20 protein-coding genes are annotated in these 18177 nt (G+C 70.0%); 10 read left to right on the plus strand and 10 right to left on the minus strand.

The annotated features are described in order from the left end of the window. Positions 1–141: 141 nt before the first annotated feature. From ASE56_RS12080 to xseA, 7 genes are read right to left on the minus strand one after another with little or no spacing between them, the layout of a single operon-like run. Positions 142–798, minus strand: a complete 657-nt coding sequence (locus tag ASE56_RS12080; protein WP_056230022.1) for a response regulator transcription factor — start codon at positions 796–798, stop codon at positions 142–144. Further along, positions 795–2210, minus strand: a complete 1416-nt coding sequence (locus ASE56_RS12085; RefSeq protein ID WP_056230026.1) for a cell wall metabolism sensor histidine kinase WalK — start codon at positions 2208–2210, stop codon at positions 795–797. Before ASE56_RS12085 ends, ASE56_RS12080 begins: the two co-directional genes overlap by 4 nt. 49 nt (positions 2211–2259) lie before the next feature. Next, the gene (locus tag ASE56_RS12090) at positions 2260–3654 is read right to left on the minus strand and encodes a class II fumarate hydratase (protein ID WP_056230029.1); all 1395 of its coding nucleotides are present in this window, start codon (positions 3652–3654) and stop codon (positions 2260–2262) included. 32 nt (positions 3655–3686) lie between these two features. After that, positions 3687–4361 carry a carbonic anhydrase gene (locus tag ASE56_RS12095; RefSeq protein WP_143017995.1) on the minus strand — a complete coding sequence of 225 codons (675 nt, stop codon included), beginning with the start codon at positions 4359–4361 and terminating at the stop codon, positions 3687–3689. Positions 4362–4369: 8 nt separating this feature from the next. Continuing rightward, positions 4370–5002 carry a DUF4245 family protein gene (locus ASE56_RS12100; protein WP_056230037.1) on the minus strand — a complete coding sequence of 211 codons (633 nt, stop codon included), beginning with the start codon at positions 5000–5002 and terminating at the stop codon, positions 4370–4372. Beyond that, complete coding sequence (locus ASE56_RS12105) at positions 5002–5229, minus strand: exodeoxyribonuclease VII small subunit (protein ID WP_174799685.1); 228 nt, start codon at positions 5227–5229, stop codon at positions 5002–5004. The genes ASE56_RS12100 and ASE56_RS12105 overlap by 1 nt, the downstream gene beginning before the upstream one ends. Before the next feature lie 10 nt (positions 5230–5239). Then, positions 5240–6619 carry an exodeoxyribonuclease VII large subunit gene (gene xseA / locus ASE56_RS12110; protein ID WP_082450580.1) on the minus strand — a complete coding sequence of 460 codons (1380 nt, stop codon included), beginning with the start codon at positions 6617–6619 and terminating at the stop codon, positions 5240–5242. A gap of 139 nt (positions 6620–6758) precedes the next feature. Here xseA and ASE56_RS12115 point away from each other — a divergent pair, with 139 nt between their 5' ends. From ASE56_RS12115 to ASE56_RS12135, 5 genes are read left to right on the plus strand one after another with little or no spacing between them, the layout of a single operon-like run. Further along, entirely contained in the window at positions 6759–7820 is a 1062-nt protein-coding gene (locus tag ASE56_RS12115; RefSeq protein WP_176786405.1) for a 4-hydroxy-3-methylbut-2-enyl diphosphate reductase, read from the plus strand. Beyond that, a complete protein-coding gene (locus tag ASE56_RS12120; RefSeq protein WP_056230046.1) occupies positions 7817–8407 on the plus strand; it encodes a DUF6264 family protein in 591 nt (196 codons plus the stop codon). The genes ASE56_RS12115 and ASE56_RS12120 overlap by 4 nt, the downstream gene beginning before the upstream one ends. A gap of 55 nt (positions 8408–8462) precedes the next feature. Continuing rightward, positions 8463–8966 (plus strand): sigma-70 family RNA polymerase sigma factor, encoded by a 504-nt coding sequence (locus tag ASE56_RS12125; protein WP_056230049.1) that lies wholly within the window; start codon positions 8463–8465, stop codon positions 8964–8966. After that, the gene (locus tag ASE56_RS12130) at positions 8963–9661 is read left to right on the plus strand and encodes an anti-sigma factor (protein ID WP_056230053.1); all 699 of its coding nucleotides are present in this window, start codon (positions 8963–8965) and stop codon (positions 9659–9661) included. The genes ASE56_RS12125 and ASE56_RS12130 overlap by 4 nt, the downstream gene beginning before the upstream one ends. Before the next feature lie 44 nt (positions 9662–9705). Beyond that, positions 9706–10251 carry an MOSC domain-containing protein gene (locus tag ASE56_RS12135; RefSeq protein ID WP_056230057.1) on the plus strand — a complete coding sequence of 182 codons (546 nt, stop codon included), beginning with the start codon at positions 9706–9708 and terminating at the stop codon, positions 10249–10251. A gap of 260 nt (positions 10252–10511) precedes the next feature. Here the strand turns inward: ASE56_RS12135 and fbaA are convergent, their stop codons facing one another. After that, entirely contained in the window at positions 10512–11540 is a 1029-nt protein-coding gene (gene fbaA, locus ASE56_RS12140) for a class II fructose-bisphosphate aldolase (RefSeq protein ID WP_056230060.1), read from the minus strand. A 177-nt stretch (positions 11541–11717) separates the two neighbouring features. Here fbaA and glpX point away from each other — a divergent pair, with 177 nt between their 5' ends. Next, the gene (gene glpX / locus ASE56_RS12145) at positions 11718–12707 is read left to right on the plus strand and encodes a class II fructose-bisphosphatase (RefSeq protein WP_056230063.1); all 990 of its coding nucleotides are present in this window, start codon (positions 11718–11720) and stop codon (positions 12705–12707) included. A 253-nt stretch (positions 12708–12960) separates the two neighbouring features. After that, a complete protein-coding gene (locus tag ASE56_RS12150; protein ID WP_056230066.1) occupies positions 12961–13173 on the plus strand; it encodes a hypothetical protein in 213 nt (70 codons plus the stop codon). A gap of 114 nt (positions 13174–13287) precedes the next feature. Here ASE56_RS12150 and ASE56_RS12155 read toward each other — a convergent pair whose 3' ends face one another. Next, positions 13288–14619, minus strand: a complete 1332-nt coding sequence (locus ASE56_RS12155; protein WP_056230069.1) for a DNA recombination protein RmuC — start codon at positions 14617–14619, stop codon at positions 13288–13290. A 54-nt stretch (positions 14620–14673) separates the two neighbouring features. Further along, entirely contained in the window at positions 14674–15267 is a 594-nt protein-coding gene (locus ASE56_RS12160) for a 3'-5' exonuclease (RefSeq protein WP_056230072.1), read from the minus strand. Positions 15268–15495: 228 nt separating this feature from the next. Here ASE56_RS12160 and ASE56_RS12165 point away from each other — a divergent pair, with 228 nt between their 5' ends. The 3 genes from ASE56_RS12165 to ASE56_RS12175 all read left to right on the plus strand — a co-directional run bounded on the left by ASE56_RS12165 (position 15496) and on the right by ASE56_RS12175 (position 18101). Beyond that, positions 15496–16245 carry a class I SAM-dependent methyltransferase gene (locus tag ASE56_RS12165; protein WP_056230074.1) on the plus strand — a complete coding sequence of 250 codons (750 nt, stop codon included), beginning with the start codon at positions 15496–15498 and terminating at the stop codon, positions 16243–16245. 39 nt (positions 16246–16284) lie between these two features. Beyond that, positions 16285–17358: a redox-regulated ATPase YchF gene (gene ychF / locus ASE56_RS12170; RefSeq protein WP_056230077.1), complete on the plus strand. Its 1074-nt coding sequence runs from the start codon at positions 16285–16287 to the stop codon at positions 17356–17358. A gap of 284 nt (positions 17359–17642) precedes the next feature. Further along, entirely contained in the window at positions 17643–18101 is a 459-nt protein-coding gene (locus tag ASE56_RS12175; RefSeq protein ID WP_156371707.1) for a hypothetical protein, read from the plus strand. Positions 18102–18177: the final 76 nt, after the last annotated feature.

The following is an 18177-nucleotide window of genomic DNA, read 5'->3' on the forward strand; positions in this document are numbered from 1 at the left end:
GTCACCCGCCTCGGCGGTTCCCCCAGGAAAAACACGAGAACGTCACGTGCAGGTCACCGCTCTTCGGGTGAGTCGGAAGACCACCGTGGGCGTCTCCCCAAACCCCCGGTTCCCCCGCCGGGGGTTTTCGGGTTTTCTGCGTCATTCCCAGCGATAGCCCGCGCCGCGCACGGTGACGATATGGGATTGGCCGATCTTGGCCCGCAGATATCGCACGTAGACATCGACCACGTTGGACGACGGGTCGAAGTCCATCCCCCACACGCGGCTGAGCAGCTGCTCGCGGCTGAGGACCTGACCCGCGTGGCGGATGAACTCCTCGGCCAGCGAGAACTCGCGCGCGCTCAGGTCGATCTCGCGACTGCCGACCGTCGCCCGCCGCGCGAGGACATCGAGCGAGACGTCTCCGTGCGCGACCGTCATCGGCCCCACGGTCATCGGCTCGCGCATGCGTGACCGCACACGGGCGAGAAGCTCGTCGAACTTGAAGGGCTTGGCGACGTAGTCGTTGGCCCCGGCGTCGAGCCCGTCGACGGTGTCTCTCGTACTCGTGCGGGCGGTGAGCATGATGACCGGGATCTGCGACCCCTGGCCGCGAATGCTCCGCAGCACCTCGAAACCGTCGAGCGTCGGCAGCCCGACGTCGAGCAGGACCAGGTCGACGTCGCCCGAGAGCGCGGTGTCGAGGGCCTCCGCCCCGTCGGCGACGATGAGGGTCTGGTAGCCCGCGGACTCCAGTCCCTTCGCGACGAACGCCGAGATGCGTTCCTCGTCTTCCGCGATGAGGATGCGTGTCATCCGGTGGCCTCTCTCTGCATGACGACGTCACCGGCGCGCACGGGCGTCGGGAGCTCCGCGGGGGACTGGGCCCCGGTCACGGGGATGTGCAGGGCCACGGTCGCGCCACCGCCGGGGGTGTCGCCGACGGTGCAGTGTCCGTCGTGCGCCTTGGCGATGGCATCCACGATCGACAGTCCCAGCCCCGATCCGTCCACTCCGCGCCCGGTCGAGAGCCGGTCGAAGCGGCGGAAGACGCGATGACGCGCGGCGGGCGGGATGCCGGGGCCGTGGTCGCGCACCCAGAGGTGCGCCGTCGTGTCGTCGGCCGTGCTGCCGATCTCGATCGAGGTGCCCTCGGGGGTGTACTTCGCGGCGTTGTCGGCCAGCTGGAGCCACGCCTGCACGAGGCGGTCCGCGTCGCCGTGGATGCGGACGCGAGCCCGCTGGTCGATCGTCCACGTGTGGCCGGGGATGGCGCCGGCGAGTTCGGCGACGCGGTCGGTCAGCGCCCCGACGTCGATGACCGCGGCCTCGAGCGCCCCGCTCTCGACGTCGGCCAGGGTGTCGATGTCGTCGACCAGTCGCGAGAGCCGGTCGAGTTCGGCGATGCCGAGCTCACGCGTCTCGGTGACGTCGTGGGGGTCGGCGGGATTCATCATCTCGAGGTGGCCGCGGACGATTGTGATGGGGGTCTTCAACTCGTGCCGGACGTCGTCGAGCAACTGCCGCTGCGCGTCGACCGACATCGCCAGGCGATCGAGCATCGAGTTCACCGAGGTGGTGAGGTCGGAGATCTCGTCGTTCCCGTGCGCGCGCAGGCGCGTGCCCAGGTCGTCGATCGTGATGGCGTCGGTGGTGTCGCGCAGACGCCGGAGCGGCGAGAACAGGCGTCCCGTCACGAACCAGCCGGCGACCCCGACGAGCAGCAGCACCACGAGCGCCGAGATCCCGTAGGTGACGGTCGAGAGCGTGACGAGCTCCATGCGCTGATCGATCGAGATGACCTGCACGACGACTCCGCCGCGCGTCTCGACGGCCGCGTACAGGACGGGGCCGTGATCGCTGTCGAGGCGGCCCCGGTCGTTGCCGAGGCTGATCTGATCGGCGAGGGATGCCACGAGCCCCGCGTCGTCGCCGACGGAGAGTCCCGGCGGGGCCGGCGTCGTCGCGAGCACGCGGGTGCCGTCGAGCGCCACCGTGCCATCGGTGCGGCCGGGGATGGTCGCGGCGACGAGGGCGGCGGCATCCTGGCTGCTCGTCGACAGCGTCGAATCGAAACCGTCGAGCTGGCGCTCGGCATTGGCCACGACACGTTCGCTCTGCACGAGGAACGTGACGCCGCCCGCGATGATCATCCCGAGCAGCACGACGCCGAGGATCGCGCCGAGGAAACGCACGCGCGTCGAGACGGGTCTCGGCGTGCGGCTCATCCTCTGATTATGGCGCGCCTCGGCGTCGTGGATGTGCGGGTGCGGTCGATCAGCCCGGGTGGGTCATCGACAGCAGGTCGAGCTTGGCGTCGAGCACCTCTTCGGTGATCTCTCCGCGTTCGACGTAGCCGAGGTCGATGACCGCCTCGCGCACCGTGATGCCCTTGGCGACGGAGTGCTTCGCGATCTTGGCCGCGGCCTCGTAACCGATGACCTTGTTGAGCGGCGTGACGATCGAGGGCGACATGCCGGCGAACGCCTCGGCGCGCGCGACGTTGGCCTCGAGGCCGTCGATGGTCTTGTCTGCCAGCACCCGCATCGCGTTGGAGAGCAGGCGGATCGACTCCAGCAGAGCGGTACCCATCACGGGGATCGCGACGTTGAGCTCGAAAGAGCCCGAGGCGCCGGCCCAGGCGACGGTGGCGTCGTTGCCGATCACGCGGGCGCACACCATGAGCGTGGCCTCGGGCACGACCGGATTGACCTTGCCGGGCATGATCGAGGAGCCGGGCTGCAGGTCGGGGATGTGCAGCTCGCCGAGGCCGGTGTTGGGGCCCGATCCCATCCAGCGGATGTCGTTGTTGATCTTGGTGAGCGAGACCGCGATGGTGCGGAGGGCTCCGGATGCCTCGACGAGGCCGTCGCGGTTGGCCTGCGCCTCGAAGTGGTCCTTCGCCTCGGTGATGGGCAGCTGGGTCTCGGCCGCGAGCAGCTCGATGACCTTCTGCGGGAAGCCGAGGGGGGTGTTGATGCCGGTGCCGACGGCCGTGCCGCCGAGGGGCACCTCGCCGACGCGGGGGAGGACGGCCTCGACGCGCTCGATGCCGAGGCGCATCTGGCGCGCGTAGCCGCCGAACTCCTGACCGAGGGTGACGGGGGTGGCGTCCATGAGGTGGGTGCGGCCCGACTTCACGATGCCCTTCCAGGCGTCGGCCTTGGTCTCGAGCGTTGTCGCGAGGTGCTGGAGCGCCGGGATGAGGTCGGTGATGAGGGCCTGGGTGACCGCGATGTGCACCGAGGTGGGGAAGACGTCGTTCGAGGACTGCGACGCGTTGACGTGGTCGTTGGGGTGAACCGTGTCGCCGAGGATGCGGGTCGCGAGGGTCGCGAGCACCTCGTTCATGTTCATGTTCGACGAGGTGCCGCTGCCGGTCTGGTAGGTGTCGACCGGGAAGTGCGCATCGTGCGCGCCCGTGACGACCTCGTCGGCGGCCTGGGCGATGGCATCCGCGATGCCCCCGTCGAGGGTGCCGAGCTCTTTGTTGGCGAGGGCGGCAGCCTTCTTGATGCGCGCGAGCGCCGCGATCTGCGTCGACTCGAGGCCCGAGCCCGAGATGGGGAAGTTCTCGACGGCGCGCTGCGTCTGCGCGGCGTAGAGGGCGTCCTTGGGGACCCGCACCTCACCCATGGTGTCGTGTTCGATGCGGTACTCGATGTCGGTCACGTCGTCGTTCCTCCAGGTCGTTCGTTCGGTTGTCAGATGCGGGCGTCTTCGACGCGGGGGTCGTCGACGCGCGGGTCGTCGACATCGCCCACGATGACGACGGGGAAGGCCTCGCCCTCGTCGAGGCGGTAGTTCGCGCCGACCACGGCGACGCGGCCCTCGGCCACGGCCTCGCTGATCAGCTCGGAGGCGCGCAGCAGCTCGCCCACGGTGTGGCGCAGATGTTCGCGGCCCACGAGCTCGGGGTCGACGACGTCGGGCAGCTGGCCGTCCACGGCCGAGGCGCGCTGAACGCGGCGGACGGCGGGCACGATGGGGGCGATCTGGCGCCAGATGTACGCGGGGAGGGTCGGGGCGTCGACGCCCGTGCTCTCGATCGCTGCGCCGACCGCTCCGCAGGCGTCGTGCGCGAGCACCACGATGAGGGGGACCTCCAGCACGCCCACGGCGTACTCGAGGCTGCCGATGACCGAGTCCGAGATGACCTGGCCGGCGTTGCGGACGACGAACAGATCGCCGAGGCCCTCGTCGAAGATGATCTCGGCGGCGAGGCGCGAGTCGGAGCATCCGAAGAGCGCCGCCGTCGGGTGCTGCGAGCTCGCGAGCTCGGTGCGACGTTCCACGTCTTGACGCGGGTGCGCGGGTGCGCCGGAGACGAAACGCTCGTTGCCCTCCACCATCTGCTGCCAGACCTGACGGGGGCTCATGCGCTCGCTCACGGGACCTCTCTCAACTGCTCAATCTGCGATGTGACGGAGGCGGCCGCGAGGGCCGCGGTCTCGGGGGCGGCATCGCCGTAGACGAGCACGTAGTCGGGCCCGGCCGGGGTGGCGAGGGCGTAATCGACGTTGCCCGTACCCGAGGGGTTCGAGGGGCGGTAGACGTTCCACGTGATGCCGTCGATCTCGGTCGTCTCGGTGCTGCGCGTGCCGTCGAGAACCTGACCGACCCAGGCCTCGTCGGCGTCGAGACCCTGAGCGACGCGGAGGAACCCGCTTTCGCCCGATCGCACGTAGACCATGGTCCACGCCTCGGTGCCGCCGACGCCCTCGGTGCTGGCCTGGTTGACCCGCCATCCCTCGCCGAGAGACGGCGAGAGCACCGGCCGACCGAGATCGCGCTGCATGTCGGCCGCGAGGGCGGGCACGTCGATCTCGGGGCGGGGGGCGGGCTCGCCGCGGGGGACGGCCGCCACGACGACCAGGACGACCGCGACCGTCACGAGCAGGGCCGCGATGAGGTTGCGAAACGTCTTGCTCGAGCGGTACCGACGCGAGGACTCGGCTTTGCGGTCGGCGGTTTCTTGCGGGGTCTCGGGTCGGCCGAGATGCGCGACGACGCGAGCCATCAGTCGTCTCCCTCGCCGCGGGCGGCGTCGAGGCGGCGCTTGGCCCCGAGCAGCCACTCCTCGCAGCGGGCGTAGAGCTTCTCGCCGCGCTCCCAGAGCGCGAGGGACTCTTCGAGGGTCGGGGCGCCCTGCTCGAGTTCGGCGACCACGCGCACGAGTTCGTCGCGGGCCTGTTCGAACGACAGAGTGGCGACGTCGACGGCGGGGCCGGGGGTCGTCGCGGTCATGGCATCCATTCTAGGCGCGCCCCACCGACACCCCGTCGCCGGGTGCCTCGTCGTCGAGCGGACGATCGACGGATGCCGCGGAGCCGGCCAGGTCGGCCGAGGAAGCGCCGTGTGCGACGGCGTCTGGCACGGCGCCGTCCGAACGGGCGGCCACGGTTCCCTGCTCGACCGTGAGCCGCAGGGCGGTTCCGGCCGGGGCGTGGGCGGCGTCGCGCAGCACCGAGCCGTCGGGGAGCTGGGCGATGGCGTACCCCCGGGCGAGAGTGGCGAGCGGCGAGAGGGCGCGGAGCCCTGCCCCGAGCTCGCTGGTGCGCCGACGCTCTCCTTCGATGCGGCGATCGACGATGTCGCGCCCCCGGTTCGAAAGCATCCACAGCTCCTGCGCGCGGGAGGTGAGCAGGGAGTGCGGGTTGCGCAGAGCGGGACGCGAGCGGATCTGTTCGAGCTGCGCGATGTCGTGGAGGACGCGCTGGGTGAGACGTCCGGTCAGTCGGGCGCGCAACTGCGAGACCAGTGCCCGCTGCTCGCTGACGTCGGGGACCACGCGCTTGGCGGCGTCGGTGGGCGTCGAGGCGCGCACGTCGGCGACCTCGTCGAGGAGCGGTCGGTCGTTCTCGTGCCCGATCGCGCTGACGATCGGAGTGGATGCCGCGGCCACCGCACGCAGCAGGCGCTCGTCGCTGAAGCCGAGGAGCGTCTGCGGATCCCCGCCGCCGCGTGCGATCACGATCACGTCGACCTCGGGGTCGGCATCGAGGATCCTCAGGGCCGCGAGCGTTTCGGGAACGCACCGGTCGCCCTGGACGGCGGCGTGCTGTGTGCGGAAACGGACGCGGGGCCAACGCAGTTCGGCGTTGCGGTGCACGTCCTTCTCGGCATCCGAGTTCTCGCCCGTGATGAGACCGATGCAGTGAGGGAGGAAGGGCAGCTTCTTCTTGCGGACGGGGTCGAACAACCCCTCCGAACGCAGCTGCACGCGCAGGCGCTCGAGGCGCTCGAGCTGTTCGCCCAAGCCCACGTGTCGCATCGCCGAGATCGCGAACGAGAAGTCTCCGGTGCGCGGGAAGTAGTCGGCCTTCACGCACGCGACGACGTGGTCGCCGACCTTGAGGTCTTTGGGCAACCGGTTGAGCGTGCTCGACCAGATGCGGAAGGCCACCGTCGACTCGGTGCCGAGGTCCTTCAGCCGCCCGAAGACGTTGCCGCCGCGGCGGTTGAACGAGGTGATCTCACCTTCGACCCAGACCGATCCCCAGCGCTCGATGAAGCCCCGGATCGTGTCGTTCAGCCGGGACACCGAGGTGGGGGCATCGGTGGAGGAGTCGCGGGGGTGCACGCTGTCGGCGGGCGGGGCGTGACCTGCGACGGTCTCGGGCTGGAAAGAGGTCATGTCACTCGCTGGGATGCACGCCGTCGGCGGGGGCCGCGAGAGCCGGACGTCTCTCGGGAGGGAAGGTCCCATGCTATCCGGCCGGGTCGCGTCGGGGAGGTTCGGCCGTCGTCCAGGGGCGCCCCCGTAGAATCGAGGGGTGAGCTCACCTGCCGTGCACCTGCCCGTTCCCCGCATCCCGGGTCGACGCGGGCGGCTTCAGGACGTCCCCGTCCAGGGCAAGAAGAAGGTGTTGCTCGCGGCACCCCGCGGCTACTGCGCCGGTGTCGACCGAGCGGTCATCGCCGTCGAGAAGGCCCTGGAGCGCTACGGCGCCCCCGTGTATGTGCGCAAGCAGATCGTGCACAACATCCACGTCGTGACCGAGCTCGAGAAGAAGGGCGCGATCTTCGTCGAAGAGGTCGACGAGGTCCCCGCCGGCTCCCACGTCGTCTTCAGCGCGCACGGTGTCTCGCCGGCCGTCGTGTCCGCGGCATCCGATCGGGGTCTGCAGGCCATCGACGCCACGTGCCCCCTCGTGACGAAGGTTCACCGCGAGGCCGTGCGCTTCGCCCGTGACGACTTCGAGATCCTGCTGATCGGCCACGAGGGCCACGAAGAAGTCGAGGGCACCGCCGGAGAAGCCCCCGAACACGTCACCGTCGTGAACTCTCCCGACCACGCCGACACCATCGAGGTGCGCGACCCGTCGAAGGTCGTGTGGCTGTCGCAGACCACGCTGTCGGTCGACGAGACGATGGAGACCGTGCGGCGTCTGCGCGAGCGCTTCCCCGAGCTGCAGGATCCGCCCTCCGACGATATCTGCTACGCCACCCAGAACCGCCAGGTCGCGATCAAGAAGGTCGCCGTCGGCGCCGACCTCGTGATCGTCGTGGGTTCGGCGAACAGCTCCAACAGCGTGCGCCTGGTCGAGGTCGCCCTCGAGCACGGCGCGAAGGCCGCCTACCGCGTCGACTACGTCGACGAGGTGAAGCAGGAGTGGCTCGAGGGTGTCGAGACCGTCGGCGTCACCAGCGGCGCCTCGGTGCCCGAGGTGCTCGTGACCGAGGTCCTCGAAGAGCTCGCCGGCGCCGGCTACCGCGACGTCGAAGAGGTGCGCACCGCCGAGGAAGACCTGATCTTCTCGCTCCCCAAGGAGCTACGACAGGATGCCAGCGGCAAGCGCGACGAGCGCGCGCTGGGCGGCCGGGGCCGCGCGTGAGCGACGTCGACCCGCGCACCCCGTCCGCGGCGGACGAGGCTCGTCCCCGCCCGCAGTACGGCGAGTACGCCACCCCCGAGGAGCAGCGGGCGCGCATCCGCCGTCCGGAGGTGACCGAGGCCCTCGAGGCGGGCGTGGCCCCGCAGCCGGAGCATGCCCCCGAACCCCGCGCCGCGGCGAAGCCCGGGCCCATGCCCGCCCCCACAACCCGCGGCGGCCAGGTCGACCGGATCGTGACGTTCGGTCTGTTGATCTACGGGCTGTTCTCCGTCGTCACCACGATCATCCAGCTGCTCAATTTCCCCGAGTACGCGAACAACTTCGCGCGGGTCTTCCAGGTCGACGCGACGTTCACCAACCTGACCGCCGGGTACCTCTGGGGTGCGGCGGCCGCGGCCGTCACCGGGATCGGGTGGCTTCTGACCGCCATGTTCACCTGGCGGTCCATGAGGCGCGGGCGTATTTCGTTCTGGATCCCGATCGTCGGCGCGCTGGTCTCGACGGTCATCGCGGCCGTCCTGTCGCTCATCGGCATGGCGAGTGACCCGCAGTTCCTGACGGCCGTCATGGGCACCGTCTCGAACTGAACCGAACCCCACGGCATCCCGTGTTCCTAGAAGAAGAGGGAGAGGGGATGCCGCTGTGCGAGACGACCACGCGCAACTGACCGCGCTGTACGACGCGCACGCGACCCCCGTCTGGCGTTACGTCGTGAGCCTCACCGGCGATCACGCGGGCGCCGACGACGTCGTGCAGGAGACGCTGCTGCGCGCGTGGCGTACGCCACGCGTCATGAGCGACGACCCGGCCTCCCTGCGCTCGTGGATGTACACCGTGGCCCGCAACATCGTCATCGACGAGGCGCGGAGCGCGCGGCGCCGGCACGAGCAGCCCGTCGACGAACTCCCCGAGACCGTCCGCGACGACGACACCGACGCGATGTTCGACGCGCTTCTGGTCGAGGAGGCGCTCGCCACCCTCACACCCGATCACCGCGCCGTCATCGTCAGCGCCTACTACGGCGGACGCAGCGTCGCACAGACGGCAGACGAGCTCGGCATCCCGACGGGCACCGTCAAATCGCGACTGCATTACGCGGTGCGGGCATTGCGGCTCGCGCTGCAGGAAAGGGGGGTGACCCGATGAACGACGATCACGAACGTCTGTCGATGTCGGACGGCGCCTACGTGCTCGGAGCGCTGTGCGCCTCCGACCGCGCCGAATTCGAAGCGCACCTGGCGGTGTGCGCCATCTGTCGCGCCTCCGTCGCAGAATTGGCTCCGACCGCGGGACTCCTCTCGCGACTGTCGCCCGAACGCGCCCGAGCGCTCAGTGCGACGACGGGCCCCATTCCGCTCGCCTCGCCCGATCCGTCTTTGCGCGGACGCGTGGTCGAGGTCGCGCGGCGTCGCCGGAAGCGGCGCATCACCGCGTGGACGCTCGCGGCATCCATCGCCCTGGTGGCGGTCGCGGTGCCGAGCGTGTTCGCCGTGAACAGTGCGATGCAGCAGTCGGCGGGTACCGTCTACGCCCTCGACGACGTCGCCGGTGCACCCCTCGAGGCCTCGGTGAAGCTCACTTCCGCGCCGTGGGGGACCCGCATCGACCTCGTGTGCCAGTACACCGGTCAGGTGCTCGACGCCCCGCCCGGGGGCTGGCCCTACGCTCTCGCCATCACCGACGACTCGGGGACGACGAGCGTGCTCTCGACCTGGCGCGCCGACCCGGGCTCGACCACCGAACTGAGCGCGGGGACCGACCTCTCCGCCTCGAACATCGGCGCGGTCGAGATCCGCTCTCTCGACGGCGACACGGTCGTGATGCGGCGCGAGTTCGACTGAGGGCCGCGTCCGCGCGCCGCCGCCGCACGCTCTAGCATCGACGCATGCCTCGACTCGTCGCCGTCTGCGTCGTTCACAGCCTGTGCCCGGATTCCGGGTCGATCGGGGTGACGGCGATCGACAAGCGTCCGCTCGAGGGGAAGGTCCGCGTCGGCAAGCTCGGCCTCCGCTCCGACGTGCAAGCGAGCCGCAAACACCACGGCGGGCCGGAAAAGGCCGTCTACGCGTACGCCCAGGACGACGCCGACTTCTGGGAGGGCGAGCTCGATCGGGAGCTGCGCCCGGGATGGTTCGGCGAGAACCTCCGCGTCGAGGGACTCGACGTCAACGGAGCGCGGATCGGCGAGGTCTGGCGCATCGGCGACACCGTCGAGCTCGAGGTCACGATGCCCCGAACGCCCTGTGCGACGTTCGCCCGGTGGGTCGGTGGGTCGGCAGCGCGTGGCTGGGTCAAGCGCTTCTCGGACGAGGGGCGCCTCGGCGCCTACCTGCGTGTCCGTCGCGCCGGAGAGATCCGAGCGGGGGATGCCATCGAGGTGCTCTCGTCGCCCCACGGAGCGCCCACGGTGCTCGAGGTGTACCGCAGCTGAGGCGCGTCCGGCCCCGGTCGGCGCACCCGCGCTCGGCTGTGCGATCGCGCGGGGCGTCCTGCCTCGCCGGTGGCGCGAGACGGCAATTCGCTGACTCGTCCGTTGCAGGCTGACACCCGGTTGTCAGCGAGATGCCGTCTCGGCGTGCAGGAGGGGCGCGTGCGGGGGATGCCGGGACAGCGGCGGGGGCCGAGGCGCGGCAACCGGAAACGACGAACGCCCCGGCGGGAGAGCCGGGGCGTTCGCGGGATGACGAGGTGTCAGCTCTTCGAGTGGCCGAACGAGCCGAGCTGCTTCGTGGCCTCGACCACGCGGACGGCCATCGCCGACTCGGCGACCTTGCCCCAGGCGCGGGGGTCGTACTGCTTCTTGTTGCCGACCTCGCCGTCGAGCTTGAGCACGCCCTCGTAGTTCGAGAACATGTAGCCCGCGATCGAGCGCGTGAAGGCGTACTGGGTGTCGGTGTCGATGTTCATCTTCACGACGCCGTTGGCGACGGCGAGGGCGATCTCGTCGTCGGTCGAGCCGCTGCCGCCGTGGAAGACGAGGTCGAGGGGCTTGGGGCCGGTGCCGAACTTCGCGGCGATGCCCTCCTGGATCTCGCCGAGCAGCTCGGGGCGGAGCTTGACGCCACCGGGCTTGTACACGCCGTGCACGTTGCCGAAGGTCAGGGCCGAGATGTAGCGGCCGTTCTCGCCGAGGCCGAGGCGCTCGACGGCCTTGGTCACGTCGGCGACCGTCGTGTACAGGGCCTCGTTCGAGCCCTCGTGCTGGACGCCGTCCTCTTCGCCGCCGACCACGCCGACCTCGATCTCGAGGATGGCGTTGATGTTCTTCATGCGGGGGAGGAGCTCCGCCGCGATGTCGATGTTCTCGTCGAGGGGAACGGCCGAGCCGTCCCACATGTGCGACTGGAAGATCGGGTTGCGACCGGCCTTGACCTCTTCTTCGGAGGCCTCGAGCAGCGGAAGGACGAAGCCGGGCAGGGCGTCCTTGGGGCAGTGGTCGGTGTGCAGGGCGACCGTGATCGGGTAGTTCTTCGCGACCTCGGTCACGTACTTGGCGAAGGCGAGGGCGCCGGTGGCGCGGGCCTTGACCGTGTGACCGGCGAAGTAGTCGGCACCACCGGTGGTGACCTGGAGGATGCCGTCGGAGCCGGCCTCGGTCAGGCCCTGGAGCACCGAGTTGATGGTCTGCGAGCTCGAGACGTTGATCGCGGGATACGCGAAGCCGCCGGCCTTCGCGCGGTCCAGCATGTCGGCGTACTGCTCAGGGGAAGCGACGGGCATGGAGGTGCTCCTTGGTGTTGTCGGGACACCGTCACTCTAGCGAAGCCGCCGGATCGTGACGGTGCGGGCGCGGCAGGAACCGGGCGGTTCTGCTGATCCGTTAAGAACGGCGATTCCTTCGTTGCACGTCCGGTCAAAACCCGCGATTGTCACCGGATCGCTGGATACAGTGGCCCCATGGTGAGCCTGACTGCCGACATGAGCCCTTTGCACCCCGACCGGAACCTGGCGCTCGAGCTGGTGAGGGCGACCGAAGCGGCATCCATCCGCGCCGTCCCCTTCATCGGCCGCGGCGACAAGGAAGCCGCCGACGGCGCAGCCGTCGACGCGATGCGTGCGTTCTTCAGCACCGTCAACTTCGACGGCACGATCGTCATCGGCGAGGGCGAGAAGGACAACGCCCCCATGCTCTACAACGGAGAGCGCGTCGGAAGCGGCCGCGGGCCCCAGTGCGACGTCGCGGTCGACCCGATCGACGGCACCTCGCTCACGGCCGCGGGCCGCCAGAACGCCCTGTCGGTCATCGCCGTGTCCGACCAGGGCACGATGCTCGACGCGTCCAGCGTCTTCTACATGGACAAGCTTGTCACCGGGCCCGCCGGTGTCGGTGTCGTCGACATCCGCCTCCCCATCGCCGAGAACATCCGCTTGCTGGCCAAGGCCCTCGGCAAGCCCGTCGACGAGATCGTCGTGTCGGTGCTGAATCGTCCGCGTCACGAGAAGCTCATCGCCGAGATCCGCGAGGCGGGGGCGGGCACGCGCCTCATGAGCGACGGCGACGTCGCCGGCGGCATCAACGCCGCCCGCCACAACGCCCGCACCGACATGTGCGTCGGCATCGGCGGCAGCCCCGAGGGCATCGTCACCGCGTGCGCGATCAAGGCGCTGGGTGGTCACATCCAGGGCGTGCTCGCCCCGCGGACCGACGACGAGAAGGAGAAGGGTCGGGATGCCGGCCTCGACGTCGACGGCCAGGTCTACGAAGCCGATGGTCTGGTGAAGGGCAAGAACACGATCTTCGTCGCCACGGGCGTGACCGACGGCCAGCTCGTGCAGGGAGTCCGCCGCGATGGCGACTTCATCTACACCGAGAGCGTCGTGCTGCGCGGCGCCTCGGGAACGCTCCGCCGCATCTCGTCCGAGCACCTGACGTCGAAGTGGCTGTGACGCCGCGGCGCTGAATTCGTCGTTTCCTGAGACAGCATCTCGCGGACGGAGCGGTCGCCCGGGGCAGCCGTGACATCAGCGGGGTGCTGTTTCGGCGTTCGGCGAGAGGCGCACGGTCGTCGCCTCGACGTGCAGATACAGCCGGGCGTGTCGTGACGCAAGCGTGACCGGTAACGGAAGCCCTGTCTGGCAGAATCTCTAGGAGTGTCAACGGCGACGCTGTGTTCTTCCGAGACCCGAAGGGGGATCGTCCATGGCAGCAGCTCCGACGAATCAGACCGCACCTCAGACAGGTGCACAGGCGGTCATCGCCAGCGCGGTCGACCCTGCACGCCGCCCCGACGTGCTGTTGCGCGTCCGGCGCGACGAGGGTCACGAGGTCAGCGCGTGGTGGATGGTCGGCGCGTTCGTCGCCGTCTCCGCGGCCGTGGTGAGCCTGCTGAGCTGGGTTCCCGGCGGGGCCTGAACCTTCTCGTCTTTCGGAAGCCGGCCTCCCGGACGGCGGCTCCCGCATTCTCGGCCCTCGTGCCCGGCTCGATGCCGGTAAGGGTTCGAGCATCGCGCGTGTCGGGCCTTGCGCTCACGACTCCGTGTCGGCCAGTCCCGCTCGCTGGCGGATGACACCCAGGTCGGCCCTCGCGGCCGCCTCGGCCGTCTCGACCGGTGACGGGGTGGCTTCGCCGGCGCCATCGAGGTTCTCGATCATCTCCGGCGCGGTCCATCGGCGGGGAGTCGCCTCGATCGCGACGGGAGCGGCGACCGCATCGAGCTTGGTCTCGTCGATGCCGGGGAACTTCCGCGCCGTGACGAGCACACGTGTCTCGAGCGATCCGGCGAACCGGTTGTAACTGTCGACCGTTTTCTCGATCGCGCGGCGCAGGTCGTTCGCGTGCTCGGCGAGTTTGCCGACGCGCTCGTAGAGCTCTGTGCCCAGGGCGAAGAGCGTGCGCGCCTCGTCGGAGACGTCTTGCTGGGTCCACGTGAACGCGACGGTCTTGAGCACCGCCCAGAGGTTGACGGGCGAAGCGAGGGCGACGCGGCGCGTGAACGCGTAGTCGAGCAGCGTCGGGTCTTCGTCGAGGGCCGAGGCCAGCAGTGACTCGCTCGGCAGGAAGCACACGACGAACTCGGGGCTCGTGGTGAGCCCCGCCCAGTACGCCTTCTTTGCGAGGGCGTCGACGTGGGCGCGCACCGCGCGGGCGTGCTTGGTCAGGAATGCGGCGCGGCGGGCTCCGTCGTCGCCGTGCGCCGTGACGGGGATCGCGCTGGCCTGCAGATACGCATCGAGGGGGACCTTGGCATCCACCGCCAAAGACTTGCCGCCGGGGAGGCGCACCACCATGTCGGGGCGACCGGCTCCGGCGTCGCTCGAGATCGCCGTCTGCAGGTCGAAATCGACGTAGCGCGTGAGGCCGGCGGCTTCGACGACCCGGCGGAGCTGCGTCTCGCCCCAGACGCCGCGCGTGGTTCCGGAGCGCATCGCGGAGGCGAGCGACTCGGTCGTCACGCGGAGTGCCTCGTCGGCCTCGCGGGACAGGCGCAGCTGCTCGCCGAGCGCGGTGTACTGCTCGACCCGGTCGCGTTCGAGGCCGTCGACCTTGCGCTGCATCGCATCGAGCGTCTCGCGCACCGGGTCGAGGGCGCGAAGGACGGTCTGCTCGCGACGCTCGCGTTCTTCGCGGGCTGCCTGATCCGCGCGCGACTGCCCCACGAGCTCGCGGTACAGGGCGACCTGGTGGTCGAGCTGCGCCTGCACGCCCGCCCGCGCGGTCTCGGCGGCGGCGACGCGGGCGCCGAGGGTTCGCTGCTCTTCAGCGGCGCGGGCCGCGGTCCGCGAAGAACCCACGAACCACCCGCCGACGACGCCCACGACGAGAGCGAGGATCACGAAGACGAGAGCGATGGCATCCATGGGGTCAGCTTGCACCAGACCTCCGACATCGCCGGAAAGACGGGCCGAGAGGCGTCAGGCGACGGCGCGCTCGACCGGCTCCGCCGCGATCTGCGATACACGGACGCCCAGGTGCGCGGCGAGGGCGTGCACGTCGTCGGCGCCGGCGCGGCGGGCGCAGTCGATCGTGATCTCGGCGCAGGCGACGGCGTCGGCCAGGGCATCGTGGTGGGCGAACGGGGAGCAGCCGGCTTCCTCGGCGACGAGCGGGAGCCGGTAGGAGTCGAGCGTGTAGGTCTTGCGCGACATCTGCACGCTGCACATGTAGCGGTAGGGCGGGCACTCGTCGCCGGTCGCCGCGCACGCCCGGCGCAGCACCGACATGTCGAAACCGGCGTTGTGCGCGACCAGGACGTCGGCTCCCGCGAAGGCGGTGAGGCGCTCGAGTTGCGTCGTCCAATCGGGCGCGTTCACGACATCGGAGGGGTGGATGCCGTGGATCCCGACGTTGATCGGGGCGAAGTGGTCGTGGCCCGGCGGTGGCTTGATGAGCCAGGCGGCCGTGGCGACCACGCGGCCGTTCCGGACGCGGGCCAGACCCACCGCGCACGCGGACGCGCCGCTGGAGTTCGCCGTTTCGAAGTCGATCGCGGTGAAGTCCAGAGCCACGACTCCACCCTCACCCGCGCTCCCGTGGGGGCGAAGAGGCGCGCCGGGGTCGGCGGCATCCGGTCTGCCGATTCGCTCCGGCGGCGGTCGCTGGAACGTTCCGCAGAAAGATGCGTGCCGGCGAGGACCGAGGGGTGGCTGCGGTTACCCGACGCCGGCCGAAGTCCCTGCGTCGTGACCGCGGGGCTGGGGAGGACGTGGGTCGGAGGGGCGGCGTAGGGTCGGGGCATGACCGATCGCGAGAAGTCGACCTCGTTCGGGCAGGCGGCCTCCGCCTACGAATCCGGGCGGCCCGGGTATCCCGCCGAGGCCGTGGCGTGGCTGCTCGAACCCGTGCGCGAGGCCGGCCGCGCGCTGCGCGTCGCCGACGTCGGGGCGGGGACGGGCAAGCTCACTCGCGCGGTCGCCGAGCTCGGCGCCGACGTGGTGGCCGTGGATCCGGATGCCGACATGCTCGCGACCCTGCGCGAGAACGCGCGGGGCGTGCCCACGTTCGTCGGCACGGCCGAGCATCTGCCCCTGCCCGATTCCGGTCTGGACGCCGTCGTCATGGGCCAGGCCTGGCACTGGGTCGACGTCGAGCCGGCGTCGCGAGAGACCGCTCGCGTGCTGCGCAGCGGGGGAGTACTCGGGCTCATCTGGAACATCCGTGACGACCGCGTCGACTGGGTGCGGCGGCTCACCGCGGCCATGGGCGGGTCGAACGCCGAGGTCCTCCTCGCCACGACCGGTCCGCGCGTCGCCGAGCCCTACGGCGAGCTCGAGCACCGTGAATGGTCGTGGGAGAGGCGCATCACCCTGCCGCAACTGCGCGACCTCGTCGTCTCGCGCAGCGACATCATCACGGCCAGCCCCGAGAAGCGCGCGGGCATCGAGGCCGCGGTCGACGGGGTCGTGGCATCCGTCCCCGAACTCGCCGACGGAGGCTCCGTCGCCCTGCCGTACGTCACCCACGCCTTCCGCGCACGGCGACCGTGACGCGGTGACCGGGCTCCGAGCCGGGTAACCTGGACTCCCGTGGCTCTTACCATCGGAATCGTCGGCCTTCCCAACGTCGGAAAGTCGACCCTCTTCAACGCTCTGACCAAGAACTCGGTGCTCGCGGCGAACTACCCGTTCGCCACCATCGAGCCCAACGTCGGGGTCGTGAACCTTCCCGATGTGCGCCTGCAGAAGCTCGCCGACGTGTTCGGCAGCGAGCGGCTCATGCCCGCTGCGGTGTCGTTCGTCGACATCGCCGGAATCGTCCGCGGCGCGAGCGAGGGCGAGGGCCTCGGCAACCAGTTCCTCGCGAACATCCGGGAAGCGGATGCCATCGCGCAGGTCGTCCGCGGATTCGCCGACGACGACGTCGTCCACGTCGACGGTTCGGTCAACCCGGCGAACGACATGGAGACCATCAACGCCGAGCTCCAGCTCGCCGACCTCCAGACGCTCGAGAAGGCGATCACCCGGTACGAGAAAGAGGTCAAGGGCAAGAAGCTCGACCCCTCGGTGCTCGAGGCCGCCAAGGCCGCGCAGGACGCCCTCCAGCGTGGCGTGCTGCTGTCGGCATCCGGAATCGACCTCTCGCCGATCCGCGAACTGGGGCTGCTGACCGCGAAGCCCTTCATCTTCGTCTTCAACGTCGACGAGGCCGTGCTCACCGACCCGTCGCGTAAGGACGAACTCGCCGCTCTGGTCGCCCCTGCGAAGGCCGTCTTCCTCGACGCCAAGATCGAGTCGGAGCTCATCGACCTCGACCCCGAGGACGCCGCCGAACTGCTCGCGTCGACCGGCCAGGACGAGTCGGGTCTCGACCAGCTCGCCCGCATCGGGTTCGACACGCTGGGCCTGCAGACCTACCTCACCGCCGGCCCCAAGGAAGCGCGCGCCTGGACGATTCCGCAGGGCGCGAAGGCGCCGCAGGCGGCCGGTGTCATCCACACTGACTTCGAGAAGGGCTTCATCAAGGCCGAGGTCATCTCGTTCGACGACCTCGTCGAGCTCGGCTCGGTCGCCGAGGCCCGCGCGAAGGGCAAGGCTCGCCTCGAGGGCAAGGATTACGTCATGCAGGACGGCGACGTGGTGGAGTTCCGCTTCAACAACTGAGCGAACGGCGCGCGGCCCCGGCCGCGCGGTGGGGGCGTGAGCGTCTCCCGGACGGACGGTGACTCCGTATACAGTGGGGCTCGCTTCGGGGGGAGATGTTTGATGACCGTTCAGGTCGGGGAATTCGTGTCGCGAGAGCGCGGAGATCTGTCTGCGCAGTCCGCTGAGACGGACGGTAACGCGAACCGCTCTCGGAGGGGCAGGCGATGAGTTCCGACACGTCTGTCGTCGCACGCTACGACGAAGAAAAGCGTGCGGCGGTCGAACGGACTCTGCGAAAGGCCGTGCGCGCGCAGGGCATCGCGGCGATCGCTCTGGCGGTCGTGTGGGGATTTGTCACGCTGCTGCCGATTGCGGTCGTGGCCGCGGACGGACAGGTGACCGCGGCACTCGTGCTCGCGGTGACGCTCGTGGTCCCTCTGGCAATCGGCGCGTTGGGGGTGCGTCAGATCAGGCGGCGGCCGCGTATGCCCGAGATCGCGGTCGCGATCACCCCGACGAGCGTGCAGTTTCCCGCCCTCGAACGACCGTCTGCTTCTGCTCCCCGGGTGCGTGCTGAGCAGTGGGTCCGCGAAGGCACGACCGCCGAGATCCGCCCGGCATCCGGTCTGTTGCAGGCGCCCCTCGTCGTCTTCACTCGGCAGGACGGCGGCAAGCTCCGGCGCCGCACGGTCTCCGCCGAGAACCTGGATATCGATCCGCGGATCCTCGTCGATGCGCTCGGCGGGACGGCTTCCGCGTAGCAGGTGTTTCGCGGGGCTGCCGAGAGGGTGTGCGAAATCGCGGCGGCCACTGCGGCGGGTGATGGCAGGTGCTGCG

Origin of the sequence: Microbacterium sp. Leaf203, from assembly GCF_001421275.1 — a bacterium.
Lineage (GTDB): Bacteria > Actinomycetota > Actinomycetes > Actinomycetales > Microbacteriaceae > Microbacterium > Microbacterium testaceum_A.

What these genes read in the sequence shown, in the direction of transcription:
- ASE56_RS12080 (WP_056230022.1), bottom strand. Translation starts at nt 798, where the DNA reads ATGACACGCATCCTCATCGCGGAAGACGAGGAACGCATCTCGGCGTTC.
- ASE56_RS12085 (WP_056230026.1), bottom strand. Translation starts at nt 2,210, where the DNA reads ATGAGCCGCACGCCGAGACCCGTCTCGACGCGCGTGCGTTTCCTCGGC.
- ASE56_RS12095 (WP_143017995.1), bottom strand. Translation starts at nt 4,361, where the DNA reads ATGAGCCCCCGTCAGGTCTGGCAGCAGATGGTGGAGGGCAACGAGCGT.
- ASE56_RS12100 (WP_056230037.1), bottom strand. Translation starts at nt 5,002, where the DNA reads ATGGCTCGCGTCGTCGCGCATCTCGGCCGACCCGAGACCCCGCAAGAA.
- ASE56_RS12105 (WP_174799685.1), bottom strand. Translation starts at nt 5,229, where the DNA reads ATGACCGCGACGACCCCCGGCCCCGCCGTCGACGTCGCCACTCTGTCG.
- xseA (WP_082450580.1), bottom strand. Translation starts at nt 6,619, where the DNA reads ATGACCTCTTTCCAGCCCGAGACCGTCGCAGGTCACGCCCCGCCCGCC.
- ASE56_RS12130 (WP_056230053.1), top strand. Translation starts at nt 8,963, where the DNA reads ATGAACGACGATCACGAACGTCTGTCGATGTCGGACGGCGCCTACGTG.
- ASE56_RS12135 (WP_056230057.1), top strand. Translation starts at nt 9,706, where the DNA reads ATGCCTCGACTCGTCGCCGTCTGCGTCGTTCACAGCCTGTGCCCGGAT.
- fbaA (WP_056230060.1), bottom strand. Translation starts at nt 11,540, where the DNA reads ATGCCCGTCGCTTCCCCTGAGCAGTACGCCGACATGCTGGACCGCGCG.
- glpX (WP_056230063.1), top strand. Translation starts at nt 11,718, where the DNA reads ATGGTGAGCCTGACTGCCGACATGAGCCCTTTGCACCCCGACCGGAAC.
- ASE56_RS12150 (WP_056230066.1), top strand. Translation starts at nt 12,961, where the DNA reads ATGGCAGCAGCTCCGACGAATCAGACCGCACCTCAGACAGGTGCACAG.
- ASE56_RS12155 (WP_056230069.1), bottom strand. Translation starts at nt 14,619, where the DNA reads ATGGATGCCATCGCTCTCGTCTTCGTGATCCTCGCTCTCGTCGTGGGC.
- ASE56_RS12165 (WP_056230074.1), top strand. Translation starts at nt 15,496, where the DNA reads ATGACCGATCGCGAGAAGTCGACCTCGTTCGGGCAGGCGGCCTCCGCC.